The following is a 15,705-nucleotide window of genomic DNA, read 5'->3' on the forward strand; positions in this document are numbered from 1 at the left end:
CTTAAGTCTTTCTTTGTTCACCTGACGCACAACTTAACAAAACGTGCGATTATAGGGGAAAAGATTTTTTTTACTAGCTATGGCATTACTGACCACAGGAAAACCATTTATTCGCGATCTGGAACAATACGGTGCTTTAGGGGTTTACGCACCCTTAGAAGGGGGTTACGAGGGACGCTATCAAAGACGTTTACGGGCCACCGGTTATAATGTCCTGCATATCACCGCTAGAGGTCTAGGGGATTTAAGTGCCTATCTTACCGGCATTCATGGAGTTCGTCCCCCCCATTTAGGTAAAAAAAATATTGGTCGGGAAGCAGCCGTGGGACCGGTTTATTTTATTCCTCCCATTGCTACCTATCAATTGGAAAATTTACCCCCCAAATCTAAAGGTTTAGTGATTTGGATTATTGAAAGTTTTGTTTTATCCTCGGAAGAAAAACAATACTTAATTAATCTTAGTCAACAGGAACCCCGGTTAAAATTTGTCCTCGAATTGGGTGGGGAAAGATATTTCCGTTGGCAACCTTTGAGCAAATCTTTAATCGCTGCCTAAATTACCGAAATAACAGGGTTATTGAAATATCTCTGCCTCAACCCCTCTCCCCAGAGAGGGAGACTTCAATTCTTGAGAGTTTGTTGTTCCTTTCTCACCCTTTGGTAGCTATTCATTTAAGTAGGGAGGCACAATTCTTTGTAGGATGGGTTAGCGGTAGCGTAACCCATGCGGGAGTTGGGTTTCATGCTTCAACCCAACCTACGTTCATCTTATATTTAATTCCACCCACCCACTTAATTTTCTTAATTTCGAGAGTTTGCCTAGGTGAATTTGCAATAATATGGGATATGGTTGCCGCAAAAACCTAGGAGTTAGATCGTGACAGTAAGAGTTCGTATTGCCCCCAGTCCCACCGGAAATTTACACATTGGAACCGCACGCACAGCCGTGTTTAACTGGCTTTTTGCCCATCATCACCGGGGCAAATTTATCTTGCGCGTGGAAGATACAGATTTAGAACGTTCTCGACCAGAATATACCGAAAATATTCAAGCGGGCCTACAATGGTTAGGACTGAATTGGGATGAAGGTCCTTTTTTTCAAACTCAACGCCTTAATTATTATCGTCAAGCCATTCAAACCCTGCTCGATCGAGGTTTAGCCTATCGTTGTTATTGTACCCCGGAAGAATTGGAAAAAATGCGGGAAGAACAAAAAGCCCGCAATCTTGCCCCCCGTTACGATAATCGTCACCGTTATCTCACCCCCGAACAACAAGCGCAATTCGAGCAAGGGGGGAGAAAAGCAGTAATTCGTTTTATTATTGACGATGATCGAGAAATTATTTGGCAGGATTTAATCCGGGAAAAAGTCATCTGGAAAGGTAGTGATTTAGGGGGGGATATGGTGATCGCTCGTACCTCGGAAAATGGGGAAGAAAACTTCGGTCAGCCTCTCTATAATTTAGCGGTAGTTGTTGATGATATCGATATGGCAATTACCCATGTTATTCGTGGGGAAGATCACATCGCTAATACGGCTAAACAAATTCTTTTATACGAAGCTTTGGGGGCAAAAGTGCCGGAGTTTGCCCACAGTCCTTTGATCTTAAATCAGGAGGGTCGCAAGTTATCTAAACGGGATGGAGTCACTTCGATCGATGATTTCCGAAAACTGGGTTTTCTGCCGCAAGCTTTGGTTAATTACATGACTCTCCTCGGTTGGACTCCTCCCGATTCCACCGAAGAAATTTTTACCCTTGAAGCGGCCGCTGAAGTGTTTAGTTTAGAACGGGTAAATAAAGCGGGGGCAAAATTTGACTGGACTAAATTGGATTGGATTAATAGTCAATATCTTCATCGTTTAACCGGTGAGGAATTAGTGCCTTTACTTCTCCCCTACTGGCAAGAAGCGGGGTATAATTTTGCTGCTGAAACCGATCGAGCTTGGTTGATCGGTTTGGCTACTCTCATCGGTCCGAGTTTAACTCGTTTAAGCGATGCTGTCGCTGAAAGTCGTTTACTTTTAACCCCTCTGGCTAATTATAATCAGGAGGCTTTAAGTCAATTACAATTAGAGGGAGTTAAGGATATTATCAAGGATATTCTCGCCGCTATTACTCCCGATTTGACCGGAGAAGCTGCTAAGGGAATTGTTGAGACAACAACTAAAGCCCATCGGGTTAAAAAAGGTCTGGTGATGAAGTCTCTACGCGCCGCTTTGATGGGGGAGTTACACGGTCCGGATTTAATGCAGTCTTGGCTACTTCTCAATCAAAAAGGTTGGGATCTATCCCGTCTTCAGCAAGCAGTAAATAGTTAAATTGATTGGCTATCAGTTATCAGAAAATTTCCTGTATATTAGGGTTGACAAATGCCCTAAGATTGCTATATACTTTCTAGTATAATGGGAATCCGTGTCGCCCTGCATACCCTGCTAGGGGGACTGAGGGGACGGGGGTGGATTTTTCCCCTAGCTGTCAGGGACGATCTAGAAACTTTCTTAATTTTCAGGCATTATCCGCAACTTTTCCCTAAATATAGATTTGTTGATCTCCTGACAAAAACCTATGGGTGAAAAAAAACGAATTGGAATTCTCACCAGTGGTGGCGACTGTGCGGGTTTAAATGCCGCCATTCGTGCCGTTGTCCACCATGCCAGTGGCAATTATGGCTGGGAAGTGGTGGGTATTCGAGAAGCAACTAACGGATTAGTTAGCCGTCCCCCCAAAACCACGATCTTTGATATTGAAGGAGTTGATCGCCTGTTGGTGATGGGAGGAACAATTCTCGGTACTACCAATAAGGGGGATCCCTTCGCTTTCCCGATGCCCGATGGAACCCTGATCGATCGCTCTCAGGACATCATCGACGGCTATCATAGTCTGGGACTGGATGCCCTGATCGGCATCGGTGGCGATGGTAGTCTGGCGATTTTGCGCCGTATTGCCCAACAGGGAGGCATTAATCTGATTGGTATCCCCAAAACCATCGATAATGATGTGGGAGCTACAGAAGTCTCCATCGGCTTCGATACAGCTACTAATATCGCCACAGAAGCCCTCGATCGCCTCCATTTTACCGCCGCTAGTCATAACCGGGTGATGATTCTAGAAGTTATGGGTAGGGATGCCGGCCATATCGCCCTGGCTGCCGGTATTGCGGGGGGGGCCGATATTATTCTCATTCCCGAAATTCCCTACCGATTAGAGAAGGTCTGCGAGAAGATCCGGCAACGGCAGCGTATGGATAAACAGTTTTCTCTGATTATTGTCTCCGAGGCTGTGCGTACCGAAACTGGCAATCGCCTAGTGCAAAAGGAAGCCCTAGGAGAAGATCGTCTCGGGGGTATCGGTCGCTATTTAGCCGAAGAAGTTGCCAGGGAAACCGGGGCCGAAACGAGAGTGACTTTCCTGGGCCACATTCAACGGGGGGGCATTCCTTCTCCGATGGATCGCCTACTGGGGGCGGCTTTTGGCGTGGCGGCCGTGGATCTGATCGCCAGGGGAGAATTCGATCGCATGGTGGCCTGGCAAAATCGGCAAGTGGTCAGTGTTCCCATTGAGGAGGCGATTAAAACCTATCGCGTCGTCGATCCCGAAGAAACTTTAGTCAAAACCGCCAGGGGTTTGGGTATTTGTCTAGGGGATTGAGATTAAATTTAGGGGAATCGGTGCGAGAATTAATCCTTAAGTATCGCCCTTTCCCCACTGATTAAAATTACCAATCAAATAAAGATAAACTCTGATAATTATTTTTCGGCAATTTCGCCGGTAAACCTAAATGATTAATAGTTCAGTTAATGTAGCAGAAAGATTGTTAGAAATCAACAATCTCGATCGAGAATTATTTAATTATTTTCAAGACAAATTACTTGATTCTGAGCAATTATCTCGTACTCTAGTGAGTTTTCAAGGTAATAAGAACCAACCAGTTTATCGCTGGTATAAATATAAAGAGGGTTTTTCCGTTGATCTGATAGTTTATCTTCTAGAAAAATATGGTATCAAACAAGGAAAAATACTAGACCCTTTCGCCGGCAGCGGAACAACTTTATTTGCGGCGGCGGCCAGGGGTTTATCAGCAGATGGAATAGAACTATTGCCGATTGGACAAGAATTAATTATTACTAGACAAATTTTAGAAAATGGCTTAAATAGTGATGATATACATCGTCTAGAGTATTGGTCTAACCATAGCCTTTGGCAACAGGTAGATGACAAAGTTAAGTTATTAGAATTACCAATTACTCAAGGAGCATATCCCCAAGAAAATCAGGCTTGTATAGAAAGTTACTTAGGGTTGATTGCCCAAGAGAATGAGCGAGTGCAAGCGATCTTAAAATTTGCCTTACTTTCTATTCTCGAATCAATTAGCTATACTAGAAAAGATGGTCAATACCTCCGTTGGGATTATCGTTCTGGTAAACAACAGGGCAAAAATATATTTGACAAAGGAAAAATTTTAGACTTTAAAACTGCCCTACATAGCAAGTTACGAGAAATTCTCGCAGATTTAGAGCCTAGTCAGCAACAATTGGAACTTTTTTCTAGAGATTATCCTCGGGGAAAAATTCAACTATATCAAGGTTCTTGTCTTGAGATTTTGCCAGAGATTTCGTCAGAAAAATACGATTCTATTATTACTTCTCCTCCTTATTGTAATCGCTATGATTATACTCGTATCTACGCTTTGGAATTGGCTCTGTTGGGAATAGATCAACTACAATTAAAACAATTACGTCAACAAATGCTTAGTTGCACTGTTGAAAATAAACCCAAAGAGTTACTAAAAATCAATGAACATTGGTCGCCAGCCATTGCCATAACTGATCGTCAAAAATTATTAGAAAGTATCCTAGGTTATTTAGAGGAATTAAAATCAAGCAAGGCCTTAAATAACCATGGTATTCCTCGGATGATTAGGGGGTATTTTCTGGAAATGTCTTGTCTAATTTATGAATGCTTTCGGGTTATGAAATCCTCGGGTATTTTCTGTATGATTAATGATAACGTGCGCTATGCGGGGGCTAGTATTTCTGTAGATTTAATTTTGTCAAAAATCGCCGAAGAAATTGGATTTAAAGTAGAAAATATTTTAGTAGTTCCTCAGGGAAAAGGTAATAGTAGTCAGCAAATGGTATCTCATGGTAGAGAATCTTTAAGAAAATGTATTTATGTGTGGAGAAAGCCTTAATGAAAAAACCCTATCTCTTGCATTTAAACCAAAGTTGTGATTTGGAGACTACCTATGAAGCCATCCGTTCAGGATTTATTGCTCTAGCCTTAGAAAAAAATCAGAGAGCTACTCCTTTAATTGCAGAAGCAAGAACCTTAAAAATTATTGCCCAAACCGTAAACAATCCTAGAGATTTACTAAACATCCCAGATATTCAATCGGCTTTATTAACTGCATCGGGAATTTCTGATAAGGCTAAAAATTATTTACATCCCCAAGACAAGGTAGAAGCAATTCAGGAATTAATTGTCAATTTTCTGGAACCTGCGGGGACTAATTTTGTCGAGGAGTTAGTCTATAGATTTCTATTGATTCGGGGTAACACTTTAGGAGGAATAATGAGAAACGCGGGTGGCTCCTTAGCTCAAAGTAAATTTACTCGTTCTCTATTAGCAACTTTAAGAGTAGCAGGGATTGCTTATGATTGGCTCAATTCTAGTAATAATCAATGGAGAGAAGCTGAAGAAATGACACCTAATCTAGAAATCTTGGTTAGAGGTGTTAGCTGGTTAAATAACAGCCAACCAAGAACAATAATTTATAATGTCAATGTTCCCATTGTCAATAACAACAATATTGATTTGTGCCTTTTAAAATGTGATTCGACGCAATTAGCTAATCAAAAAATCAAAAAACAAACCTTACAATCTGCTGATTTATACATTGCTTTGGGAGAATTGAAAGGTGGGATTGATCCCGCAGGAGCAGATGAACATTGGAAAACTGCTCGTACTGCTTTGCAGAGAATTGATGATGCTTTCAGAAAAATATCTAAGCATCCTTATACTTTTTTTATCGGTGCTGCTATTGAAACAAAAATGGCCAGGGAAATTTATCAGCAATTAGAGACGAAAAAACTCACCAATGCCGCTAACTTAACCAATGATAATCAACTGGTTTCAATTATGCGTTGGCTATGCCATCTTTAACCTAGTTAACATCTAGAACATTACCCCTCAAATAAAGTCCAGTTGGGTTGGTTAGCAACGCATAAACCACCCAATTCTGATTAGATGGCAAGAAGAATTAACCAGCCTAATCTTCGTGTCTTTGTGTCTTTGTGTCTTTGTGGTTATTCTCTGCGAGCGCTTGTTAATTTTCCCTCAATCTTTGTCCCACTATTCGTGATAGCATAGAGTTAGACTTCGACCATTTGGGAGAGGCAAACTATGATAGATTATAATTTAGACGCGGCGCATAGCATTCTCTATATGCAACCTACATCTGCACTTGCGGCGGAAGATTTCATCAAGATTGCGGAGGCAGTGGACCCCCACATTGAAGCCACTGGTGGCCTTGCTGGCGTAATCATCGAAGTTCCCACGTTCACTGGTTGGGAGAGTTTTGGTGCCTTGGTTGCTCATTTCCGGCTGATACGCGACCATCACAAGTACGTCAGTAAGGTTGCCGTGGTGACTGATTCCACTCTGGTTAAACTGATTGAAAGTCTGGCTTCCCACTTTGTCGCCGCTGAAGTCAGGCAGTTCCCGTGGGGGGAAACTGAGGTAGCGACCCAATGGGTCTTGGGCGGCTCCTGATTCTCTGACAGTACAATAGACATCTCCAGCAATTAACCTCAATCTAGCCTGAATTTTGGAGGTGTCTAATACACGGTTAGACCGATGGAGACAGCTATGTTATATCAACGATGAAGCAAAGAATAGCTAATAGCATGATGTCTTGGACAATTTTTTAATTTTCGCTGCGCTATACTGCCATTATTGAGATTAAACCAGCATTTATGCGTCAATCCCCCCGTATTCTAGCACTGGATTTTGATGGTGTTCTTTGTGATGGCATGATCGAGTATTTTCAGATTAGCAAACGCACCTATGAAACCCTTTGGCCAGAAATAATTCCCGAGGATTTTTTCCCTAGTTTTTCGCAACTTCGTCCCGTTATCGAAACCGGTTGGGAAATGCCCTTACTGTTGCGATCGCTTGTTCTCGGTATTCCCGACGAGGAAGCTTTAAATAATTGGCCGTCAATTCGGCAAAATCTGCTAGAAAGGGAGAAAATAGCGAAAAAAGTTCTCTCAAATGCTCTCGATGGTCTTCGGGATCGATGGATTGAGTCGGATCTAAACTCTTGGTTAACTTTACACCGATTTTATCAACCGGCGATCAATCGCCTAGCCTCTCTTTTAGACTCGGATTTTTTGGTTTATATTATCACTACCAAAGAAAGTCGTTTTGTCAAGCAATTGTTACAAAAAGTAGCAATTAATTTTCCAGCAGCGAGATTAATTGGCAAGGAAATTAAACAGCCGAAATACGTCACTATTCAGCAAATACTAGCTGATTTAACGGAATATCCCGCTAATTTGTGGTTTGTCGAGGATCGTCTCGATGCGTTGGAATTAGTGGAGCAACAAGCCGATTTAAACGATGTGGGCTTATATTTAGCCGATTGGGGATATAATACCGCTCAAATGCGCCAAAAAGTCGCTCAAGATACCCGCATTAAGCTGTTATCCCTATCTCAATTTGCGGCAGACTTCACCCACTGGTAAAGTCGGTGACGAAAAATATTAAAACTTCCCCCATTACCCCATGAGCACTGTTAAGCTTTCTTTATACACTTGTACTAATTATGATTGACTGCCTGACTGTGGCTCGCTACTTTATCATCAGAGCTTACGAGGATGGTATGGACGCTGAAATGACTAATATGAAAGTCCAAAAGCTTTTATATTATGCACAGAGCTTGCATTTGGCCCTATACGATGAACCATTGTTTAAGGAGGAAATTCAAGCATGGCGTTACGGTCCGGTTTGTCCTGCTGCCTATAAGTTCTACAGTGATTTTGAGGCTGAACAATTACCAATTCCTCGCCAAGAATGCCTGTCTGGGCTGCCATCGGAGAAAAAAGAACTTTTAGCAGAAATTTGGCAATATTTCGGTAACTACCACGCCTATCGGTTGAGTGACATGACTCACGCGGAATTTCCTTGGAAAAAGGCTCGTAAAGGTCTGCCACCAGAAGAAAGTTCCACAGAGCCAATTCTCCTTGATGATATGAAAGCATTAGGTTATCAAAAGCTTGATTTGATAGAACAGGAACATCCGGCCTACAAAGCAGCCATGTCTGAAGTTTTGAAGGAGGCATTGGCGACGGAATCTTCTCATCGTATTGGGAAAGGAGAAGTGCATGACTGGCTCAATTCCCTTCTCGATTGAATCTTCTGACAACTTCGAGCGCTCTTTCAAAAAACTGGCAAAAGTTCACAAAAATAGCTTTGTTGAACTTATTGCCAAAACTTTAGAAGATTTAATCGACGACCAATATCCTCATAACTCCCGTCAGGAACCTCTACCGGGGAAAATTCAGTTGCCGGAAGGCTGGACTTTTCATAAGCTCCATATCCGGGTTTCAAAAGGTGCTGCGGGGCAAATTAGATTAATGTATTTAGTGAGCGCGACTACCTACACAATTAAACTGGTTTGGATTTATAGCCATGAGCAGTTTGTCAAACGTCCTGCTGATGCCGATTTGAAAGCTATTATCCGAGAGATTCTGGATTTTTAGGCAGAAATCTACTTCTTGCTGGGTTAGGACGCATATTAAACTGATGGGTAAACTAAGCTAAGACGCATTTAAACCGCTTATTCTTAGATTAGCCGAACCTCCCCCAATCCCTTTACTGTTGCCTTTTGCAAGAGTGCCTCTTGCCTCGTCTCAACAAGCAATTTAAATTACGAACAGCTTATCTAACTTATCGTCGTCTAACCTACCCGACATTATCTGCTATACTAAAAAGCGTAGTCGTTATGAGTTGCATTTACGGTTATGACTGTCGAGAATTTAGTCATTATTGGTTCGGGACCCGCGGGATATACGGCGGCGATTTATGCGGCGCGTGCGAACTTAAAACCCTTGATGTTTGAGGGTTTCCAAGCGGGAGGCATTCCGGGGGGACAATTGATGACCACCACAGAAGTAGAAAATTTCCCCGGTTTTCCCGAAGGAATCACCGGTCCGAAGCTGATGGAAAGAATGAAGGAACAGGCCGAAAGATGGGGGACCCAATGCTATACCGAAGATGTTATCTCGGTGGATTTAAGTCAGCGTCCTTTTACCATTCGTTCCACGGACCGGGAAGTTAAGGCCAATAGTATTATTATCGCCACGGGAGCCACCGCCAAACGCTTAGGATTACCCAGCGAGGCCCAATTCTGGAGTAACGGCATTTCCGCTTGTGCTATCTGTGACGGTGCTACACCGATATTTAGAGAGGAAAACCTCGCTGTAATCGGTGGCGGTGACTCCGCAGCCGAAGAAGCCGTATATTTAACTAAATACGGCTCCCACGTCCATTTATTAATTCGCGGGGAAGCGATGCGTGCCTCGAAAGCAATGCAGGACCGGGTGTTAAATAATCCGAAAGTTACCGTTCATTTTCACACCCAAGCACTGGATGTGTTCGGTACAGACAGTAAAATGGAGGGATTACGCATTAAAAACTCGCAAACGGGAGAAATCAGGGAATTAGCCGTTAGAGGGTTATTTTATGCCATCGGTCACACTCCCAATACTTCCCTATTCCAAGGACAACTAGAATTAGACGAGGTGGGTTATGTGAAAGTCAAACCGGGGACTGTTGCTACCAGCGTCGAGGGGGTTTTTGCCGCAGGAGACGTACAGGACCACGAATACCGTCAGGCCATCACCGCCGCAGGTACGGGGTGTATGGCGGCGTTATTGGCAGAAAGATGGTTATCGGAGCATAATTTAATCCAAGAATACCGTCAATCAGCCACTTCTGAACATTACGAGACGAAAACCGTTAGCGAAACCCCGGCCGATACGGAGGAGACTTTTGATATTGACAAAACCCGTCACGTTGGGGGTTATGCTTTACGGAAATTATTCCACGATGGCGATCGCTTGTTAATGGTAAAATATGTTTCTCCCACCTGTGGCCCCTGTAAAACCCTGAAACCGATTTTAGATAAAGTGGTCGATGAGTACGATGGCAAAATTTATTTTGTGGAAATTGACATCGAAGCTGACCCAGAAATTGCCAAAATGGGTCAAGTAACCGGGACTCCCACGGTACAATTCTTTAAGGACCGGGAATTAGTCAAGGAAATGCGCGGAGTCAAACAAAAAAGCGATTTTCGTCAAGTAATTGAGAGTTATCAATAATCAGTTATCAGGAGTCAGGAGTCAGGAGTCAGGAGTCGGTCGTTAGGAGATAGGGTGATAGGGTTTTGGGGTGATAGGGTGATAGGGTGATAGGGTGATAGGGAAATTTCATCCAAATGCTCCACTCCCCCACTCCCCCCCTTCCCCACTCCCCAATTCATAATTCATAATTCATACCCACTCCCCCACTTCCCCACTCCCCCACTCCCCCACTCCCCCACTCCCTAATTCATAATTCATAATTCATAATTCATAATTCCCTATGCTAGAGGCTTTACAATTTGATTTTATGCGCCATGCGATTGCCGCAGGAATATTAGTTAGTATTGCCTGTGGGATTGTCGGTACTTTGGTAGTAGTTAATCGCGTGGTTTTTATCAGTGGTGGAATCGCTCACGCTGCCTATGGAGGGATAGGAATCGGTTATTTTTTCGGGATTAATCCCCTGGTGGGGGCGATATTTTTTACCTTTTTTTCGGCTTTAGGCATGGGTTTTTTACAGCGTCGCATCCGGGAGAGAGCCGATACTTTAATCGGGGTTATGTGGGCGATTGGTATGGCGATTGGGGTAATTTTTATTGATTTAACCCCCGGTTATAAAGCTGATTTAATGAGTTATCTTTTCGGTAGTATTTTAACTGTACCGAGGGATGATTTATGGATAATGGCGGGCATAGATATATTAATTATCACCTTAGTTAGTATCTTTTATAAAGAGTTATTAGCCATATCTTTTGATGAAACCTTTGCGATTATTCGCAATATTCCCGTGGAGATAATTTACTTAGGTTTAATGGGAATAACCGCTTTAACTATTGTGGCAGTAATGCAGGTGGTAGGATTAATTATGGTAATTGCTTTATTAACTATTCCCGCCGCTATCAGTGGACAATTTGTTAAAAATATGAAGGGAATGATGATCCTAGCGATTATTTTAGGAATTGTCTTTACTTTAGTGGGTTTGTGGTTATCCTATAGTTTAAATCTCACCTCAGGGGCGACAATTATTTTAGTGGCAGGATTGGGCTATTTAATCAGTCTTACTTGGAAACCTTTCATCCTAACTATCACCAGAAAAATATCTAATCTTTAAGGCTCTCCCCTAGTTGTGGTGATCAGAAAAAGTTATCTAGGGGAGGGTGAAGGCAATTCACCCCCACATTGCCCCACATTAGTTGTTCTCTAGAGGCCGATGGGATAGTCTTGCCAATTATAACCCCAAACGCTGCTTTTGGCGGGCTTTATAGGAGGCTAACAGCCAGATAGAACCAGAAATCAAAGAAGGAGCAAGGACGAAAAAAGTGGCCATGGTCACGGGATGTTCCCGGGCCCACGCCCAATAAATCATCACGGCAAAAATCAAGCCACAGTAAGCTAGTCCTAGAAAGGGGATGCCAATAACTAAAATGGCGAATCGAGTATCTTTATCCATAAAATATCGGGATGGCAGCGAAAATTTAGCTGATGGGTTCCGCTTGTCCCTATCTTTAGTTATAATCTTCCTTCTGGGATTGCTTGCGGAAAAATAAGGTATTTTTTAGAATTAGGCGCTGATTATTGGGAGGCCTTCCTTGCCGAAAGAAAGATTAGATTTATTATTAGTAGCCAAAAATCTCTGTGATTCCCGTCAACAGGCACAGCGATTAATTCGCGCTGGAGAGGTGAAAGTCAATCACCAAATCATCGATAAACCTGCCACAGAAATCGATCGGTCAGCGGCGATCGAGGTTAAGCAGAAACTGCCCTATTTGTCAAGGGGGGGCGAAAAATTAGCCAAGGCCTTAGAATTGTTTGCCATCGATGTCAGCGATCGCATTTGTTTAGATGGAGGCATTTCCACGGGGGGATTTACCGATTGTCTCTTGCAAAAAGGAGCAAAACGGGTTTATGGGGTCGATGTGGGTTATGGACAAGTGGCCTGGAGTTTACGGCAGGATCAACGAGTTATGTTACTAGAAAGAACTAATTTTCGCTATTTAACCCCAGAAAAGTTATACGGACAGGAAAAACCCGCCGATTTAGCAGTTATGGATCTGTCTTTTATTTCCCTGACCAAAGTTTTACCGACCCTGTGGACGCTATTAAATCCACCGCGAGAGGCGATTTTATTGGTCAAACCCCAATTCGAGGTGGGACGGGAAAAAGTCGGCAAAAAAGGGGTAGTTCGCGACCACCAAGACCAAGCGGGGGCGATTTTTCAGGTTTTACAGGCCGCCGCAGTCTTAGGATGGTTCTATCGGGGTTTAACTTGGTCTCCCATTACCGGACCTGCGGGTAATGTGGAGTATCTTCTCTGGTTGTCCACCGATACTGGCCAAGTTAGTCCCAGTTTAGCAGCGATCGCAGAAATCACCCAAGCAGCGATCAAACAGTTTTAAACCAGGTATTTTCTCAAGGAAGTGGGGAGAGGGGGAGATTTTCGGAAAACCCTTGACAAATGGCGAGACTTGCTTTATACTTTATGTATAATGGGAATCCGTGCGCCCATATATATAGGGTTTTTGAGGGAAAATAAGAGAGAAAAAAATAGACTCAAAAATCGGGTTGGGTAGGAAGAGGATAAAGGTATGAAGACGGAAATTTTCTTTCCCCGACAAGGATTAAACAAAGCATTTCTGAGAGTCAAACCGAATCTTTGTCAGGTAGAGAAGTTTCAAGTATTCTTACATACAAAAACGATGATCGGGGAGTTCAATGTATTGGAAAATGGGAGAGATAACCCGAAAAATTATTGTTAAATCATGTTAAGTCCCGTAGAAACGATTAAAATTCTCGAAAATCATCCCGATCGCACTTTTCCAGCTGGTGAAGTTATTTTTGCCGATGGCACGGAGGGCGAGTTAATGTACGGTATTCTTAGCGGAGAAGTGGAGATGTATATCAAGGGACAATTGATAGAAACTCTAGAAAAAGGGGATGTATTTGGAGCAGGAGCGCTCCTGCATGGGGATAAACTGCGAGAATCCACAGCTATTGCCAAAACTGATTGTAAATTAGCCTATCTCAATCAACCGCAGTTTTTATTTGCCGTGCAGGAAACTCCCATGTTTGCGATCGAAGTGTTAAGAAGTTATTCCGATCGCTTTCGCAAGTTAAAAAAAATCTTCACCGGTGAAGCATAGAGGAGCAAAGGAAAGCCATCCCCTGAAAACTATTGACCGAAAATCTCACCGATAGTTAAACGGGAACCATTGACCAAATCCCCACCAGAACGCGGTGATTTTCCCGATAATTGCACTTCTTTTAATAATAATAAACCCTCACCCGTCTGCACTACCGGCCCGAAATTTTTCCAGAGAGCCACGATCGCTCCCACTTCTCCGCTTAGATGAGAAAGGTCTTTTGTCTGTAATTCTGGAGGAAGTTGACCGAGATCCTCTAGGGGAATAGTCGCCATCACTTTTAGGGGTTGTCCCCGTAAAGTGGTCAGCGCATGAGGATAAAAACCCCGGACTCGATCGTGAATTGTCCGGCCCGAATCTTGCCAGTTGATTAGATAGTCAGATTTTTGAATTAAAGGGGCATAGGTGGCATCGTCGTTATTTTGAGGAATTGGGGTAATTTCTGCTCGATCGAGCTTAGAGAGGGTTTCTAGGAGCAAATCCGCCCCCATTTGTCCTAGGGTTGCTCCCACCTGTTCGGCATTGTCAAAAAGAGCGATCGGGGTGTAGGCTTTCAGTAGCATCGGTCCGGTATCCATGCCCGCATCCATTAACATGGTGGTAATGCCGGTTTCTTTTTCTCCCCTAGCGATGCACCACTGCACGGGGGCTGCTCCCCGATATTTCGGTAAAATTGAGCCATGAACGTTAATACAGCCTAATCGCGGCATCTCTAGAATTTCTGGGGAGAGAATTTGTCCGTAGGCAACCACCACAAAGGCATCCGCTCGCGATTGTCTGAGAAAATCTAAGGTTTTAGCGTTTTTTTTGACACTTTTGGGCTGCAAAACTGGTATTTGCTGTTCTATGGCTATTTGTTTCACCGGTGAGGGGATTAATTGATTGCCCCTTCCCCGGCGCTTGTCCGGTTGGGTAACGACGGCAATTACTTCTATATCAGGATTGGCTAATAATTTTTTGAGGGTGGGAACGGCAAAAGTCGGGGTTCCGAAAAAAACAATACGCATGGGAGAGGGGGGATTTTTCAGTTATCAGTGAGCAGTAATCATTAACGGCTAACTATGCCAGACCATTGAATTTTTTTGGCTTTTTCCCGACGATAGGAGAAAAAATGATCCTCTTGTTGATAGGTACAAAAAGGAGCGATCGCAATTTGTTCATCCCGAATTCCTAACTGTTGTAGTTGATGATAAATCACCCGTCGCACGTCTAAGCGCACTTTTCCTTTTTCCTCGTCAGCAAATAAGGGGGAGGGGGACAGGTTCAATAAATTCGCCAGAATTTGGTCGGGATTGGTTTCTTGGGGGAATAAACTTAAACCCACTTCCGCGGCAACTTCTGCCTCTACTTGATACACTTCCCCGGCAATTGCCGGCCCCAGGGCCAGCACTAAGTTATCTAAACAACTACCTGAGTTTAATAACTGCTTTACTGCTTTGGGAACTATCCTTTTGGCCGTCCCTCTCCATCCAGAATGAATCGCCACCCCAACACCAGTAGAGCGATCGCCTATTAGTACGGGCGTACAATCAGCACTGGCCACCCAAATCCCTTGACCGGAAGCATCGGTGATAATTCCATCCGCTTCGACAATTTCCGGGTTAGTAATCCCTTGGGGATTTAATAGGCGATCGCCATGTACCTGTTTGACCCGATAAACCGGTACATTTGCCCCCAGAGCAGCCGTAAAAGCTTCTGGGGTTTGGGGGTAATAATGACGGGTAAAAAAGCCGTGGGACCAGTCCTCTAGGAGATTACAGGTAAGATAGGGCAATCCTTGCCATATTTGCCATTGCCACAGAGAAGTCTCGGTTAATCGGACATCGATCGCTACATTGGTCACAGTCTAAACCTCTCTTGCTGCATTAATACCTCGTTCTTTCCTATCCTAGTTCTGAGCTTGGCAAACGGCAACCGGAAGATTATTTATATCTCCGGTAAAAATCAAAAATTGTTGTTAGGGTTAGGAGTCAGTAGCCAGTACTCTCCGATCAGAAAAATAGTAGAGGAGGAACAAGAGAGAGCTATCGATGAATTAGAGAGATTATCACCGAATAATCCCCTAAAATCGGCTTCTTTAAACTTATTGTATAATCTGAGTAGAAATTTAGAAGCGTTATCGAAAAAAACACAGGAGGATAGGGAGTTTATTATGCGTTTAGCTCCACTTTACCAACAGGATAGGGAACAAGCGGTTCA

General features: G+C 43.3%; 17 protein-coding genes and 1 pseudogene. 15 read left to right on the forward strand and 3 right to left on the reverse strand.

The genetic code is table 11. The features are described from left to right. Window positions 1-79: 79 nt before the first annotated feature. The 11 genes from IM500_RS14770 (at window position 80) to IM500_RS14820 (ending at window position 11,477) form a co-directional block, all read left to right on the forward strand. Complete coding sequence (locus IM500_RS14770; protein ID WP_002747620.1) at window positions 80-556, forward strand: NAD(P)H-quinone oxidoreductase subunit N; 477 nt, start codon at window positions 80-82, stop codon at window positions 554-556. A 321-nt stretch (window positions 557-877) separates the two neighbouring features. Next, the gene (gltX, locus tag IM500_RS14775; protein ID WP_190721464.1) at window positions 878-2,320 is read left to right on the forward strand and encodes a glutamate--tRNA ligase; all 1,443 of its coding nucleotides are present in this window, start codon (window positions 878-880) and stop codon (window positions 2,318-2,320) included. Between the two features lie 247 nt (window positions 2,321-2,567). Beyond that, on the forward strand, window positions 2,568-3,650 hold the full coding sequence (locus tag IM500_RS14780; protein WP_016515635.1) for an ATP-dependent 6-phosphofructokinase: 1,083 nt from the start codon (window positions 2,568-2,570) through the stop codon (window positions 3,648-3,650). Between the two features lie 130 nt (window positions 3,651-3,780). After that, complete coding sequence (locus IM500_RS14785) at window positions 3,781-5,193, forward strand: DNA methyltransferase (protein ID WP_287738814.1); 1,413 nt, start codon at window positions 3,781-3,783, stop codon at window positions 5,191-5,193. Then, window positions 5,166-6,164 (forward strand): AvaI/BsoBI family type II restriction endonuclease, encoded by a 999-nt coding sequence (locus IM500_RS14790; protein ID WP_190722382.1) that lies wholly within the window; start codon window positions 5,166-5,168, stop codon window positions 6,162-6,164. Before IM500_RS14785 ends, IM500_RS14790 begins: the two co-directional genes overlap by 28 nt. A 240-nt stretch (window positions 6,165-6,404) precedes the next feature. Further along, on the forward strand, window positions 6,405-6,773 hold the full coding sequence (locus IM500_RS14795) for a SpoIIAA family protein (protein ID WP_079209335.1): 369 nt from the start codon (window positions 6,405-6,407) through the stop codon (window positions 6,771-6,773). Between the two features lie 203 nt (window positions 6,774-6,976). After that, window positions 6,977-7,747, forward strand: a complete 771-nt coding sequence (locus tag IM500_RS14800; RefSeq protein ID WP_190722381.1) for an HAD family hydrolase — start codon at window positions 6,977-6,979, stop codon at window positions 7,745-7,747. Window positions 7,748-7,827: 80 nt separating this feature from the next. Beyond that, window positions 7,828-8,415, forward strand: coding sequence for a Panacea domain-containing protein (locus tag IM500_RS14805; protein WP_190722380.1), 588 nt, complete (start codon window positions 7,828-7,830; stop codon window positions 8,413-8,415). After that, a complete protein-coding gene (locus IM500_RS14810) occupies window positions 8,387-8,764 on the forward strand; it encodes a hypothetical protein (RefSeq protein ID WP_190722379.1) in 378 nt (125 codons plus the stop codon). Before IM500_RS14805 ends, IM500_RS14810 begins: the two co-directional genes overlap by 29 nt. 261 nt (window positions 8,765-9,025) lie before the next feature. Continuing rightward, window positions 9,026-10,384: a thioredoxin-disulfide reductase gene (trxB, locus tag IM500_RS14815; RefSeq protein ID WP_287738816.1), complete on the forward strand. Its 1,359-nt coding sequence runs from the start codon at window positions 9,026-9,028 to the stop codon at window positions 10,382-10,384. A 262-nt stretch (window positions 10,385-10,646) separates the two neighbouring features. Next, a complete protein-coding gene (locus tag IM500_RS14820; protein WP_002759687.1) occupies window positions 10,647-11,477 on the forward strand; it encodes a metal ABC transporter permease in 831 nt (276 codons plus the stop codon). 117 nt (window positions 11,478-11,594) lie between these two features. Here IM500_RS14820 and IM500_RS14825 read toward each other — a convergent pair whose 3' ends face one another. Beyond that, complete coding sequence (locus tag IM500_RS14825; protein ID WP_190722377.1) at window positions 11,595-11,816, reverse strand: hypothetical protein; 222 nt, start codon at window positions 11,814-11,816, stop codon at window positions 11,595-11,597. A gap of 139 nt (window positions 11,817-11,955) precedes the next feature. Here IM500_RS14825 and IM500_RS14830 point away from each other — a divergent pair, with 139 nt between their 5' ends. The 3 genes from IM500_RS14830 (at window position 11,956) to IM500_RS14840 (ending at window position 13,506) form a co-directional block, all read left to right on the forward strand. Beyond that, window positions 11,956-12,762, forward strand: a complete 807-nt coding sequence (locus tag IM500_RS14830) for a TlyA family RNA methyltransferase (RefSeq protein WP_287738819.1) — start codon at window positions 11,956-11,958, stop codon at window positions 12,760-12,762. A gap of 189 nt (window positions 12,763-12,951) precedes the next feature. After that, window positions 12,952-13,122, forward strand: a complete 171-nt coding sequence (locus IM500_RS14835; RefSeq protein WP_287738821.1) for a type II restriction endonuclease — start codon at window positions 12,952-12,954, stop codon at window positions 13,120-13,122. A gap of 3 nt (window positions 13,123-13,125) precedes the next feature. Next, window positions 13,126-13,506: a cyclic nucleotide-binding domain-containing protein gene (locus IM500_RS14840; RefSeq protein WP_002759683.1), complete on the forward strand. Its 381-nt coding sequence runs from the start codon at window positions 13,126-13,128 to the stop codon at window positions 13,504-13,506. A gap of 29 nt (window positions 13,507-13,535) precedes the next feature. Here the strand turns inward: IM500_RS14840 and fmt are convergent, their stop codons facing one another. Further along, window positions 13,536-14,513: a methionyl-tRNA formyltransferase gene (gene fmt, locus IM500_RS14845; protein WP_190722375.1), complete on the reverse strand. Its 978-nt coding sequence runs from the start codon at window positions 14,511-14,513 to the stop codon at window positions 13,536-13,538. 41 nt (window positions 14,514-14,554) lie between these two features. Next, window positions 14,555-15,349, reverse strand: coding sequence for a peptidoglycan editing factor PgeF (pgeF, locus tag IM500_RS14850; RefSeq protein ID WP_287733294.1), 795 nt, complete (start codon window positions 15,347-15,349; stop codon window positions 14,555-14,557). Window positions 15,350-15,510: 161 nt separating this feature from the next. Here pgeF and IM500_RS14855 point away from each other — a divergent pair. After that, window positions 15,511-15,705: pseudogene (locus tag IM500_RS14855) on the forward strand (DUF4351 domain-containing protein); the annotation flags it as partial.

The organism is Microcystis sp. M179S2, assembly GCF_020245805.1.
Classification (GTDB): domain Bacteria; phylum Cyanobacteriota; class Cyanobacteriia; order Cyanobacteriales; family Microcystaceae; genus Microcystis; species Microcystis aeruginosa.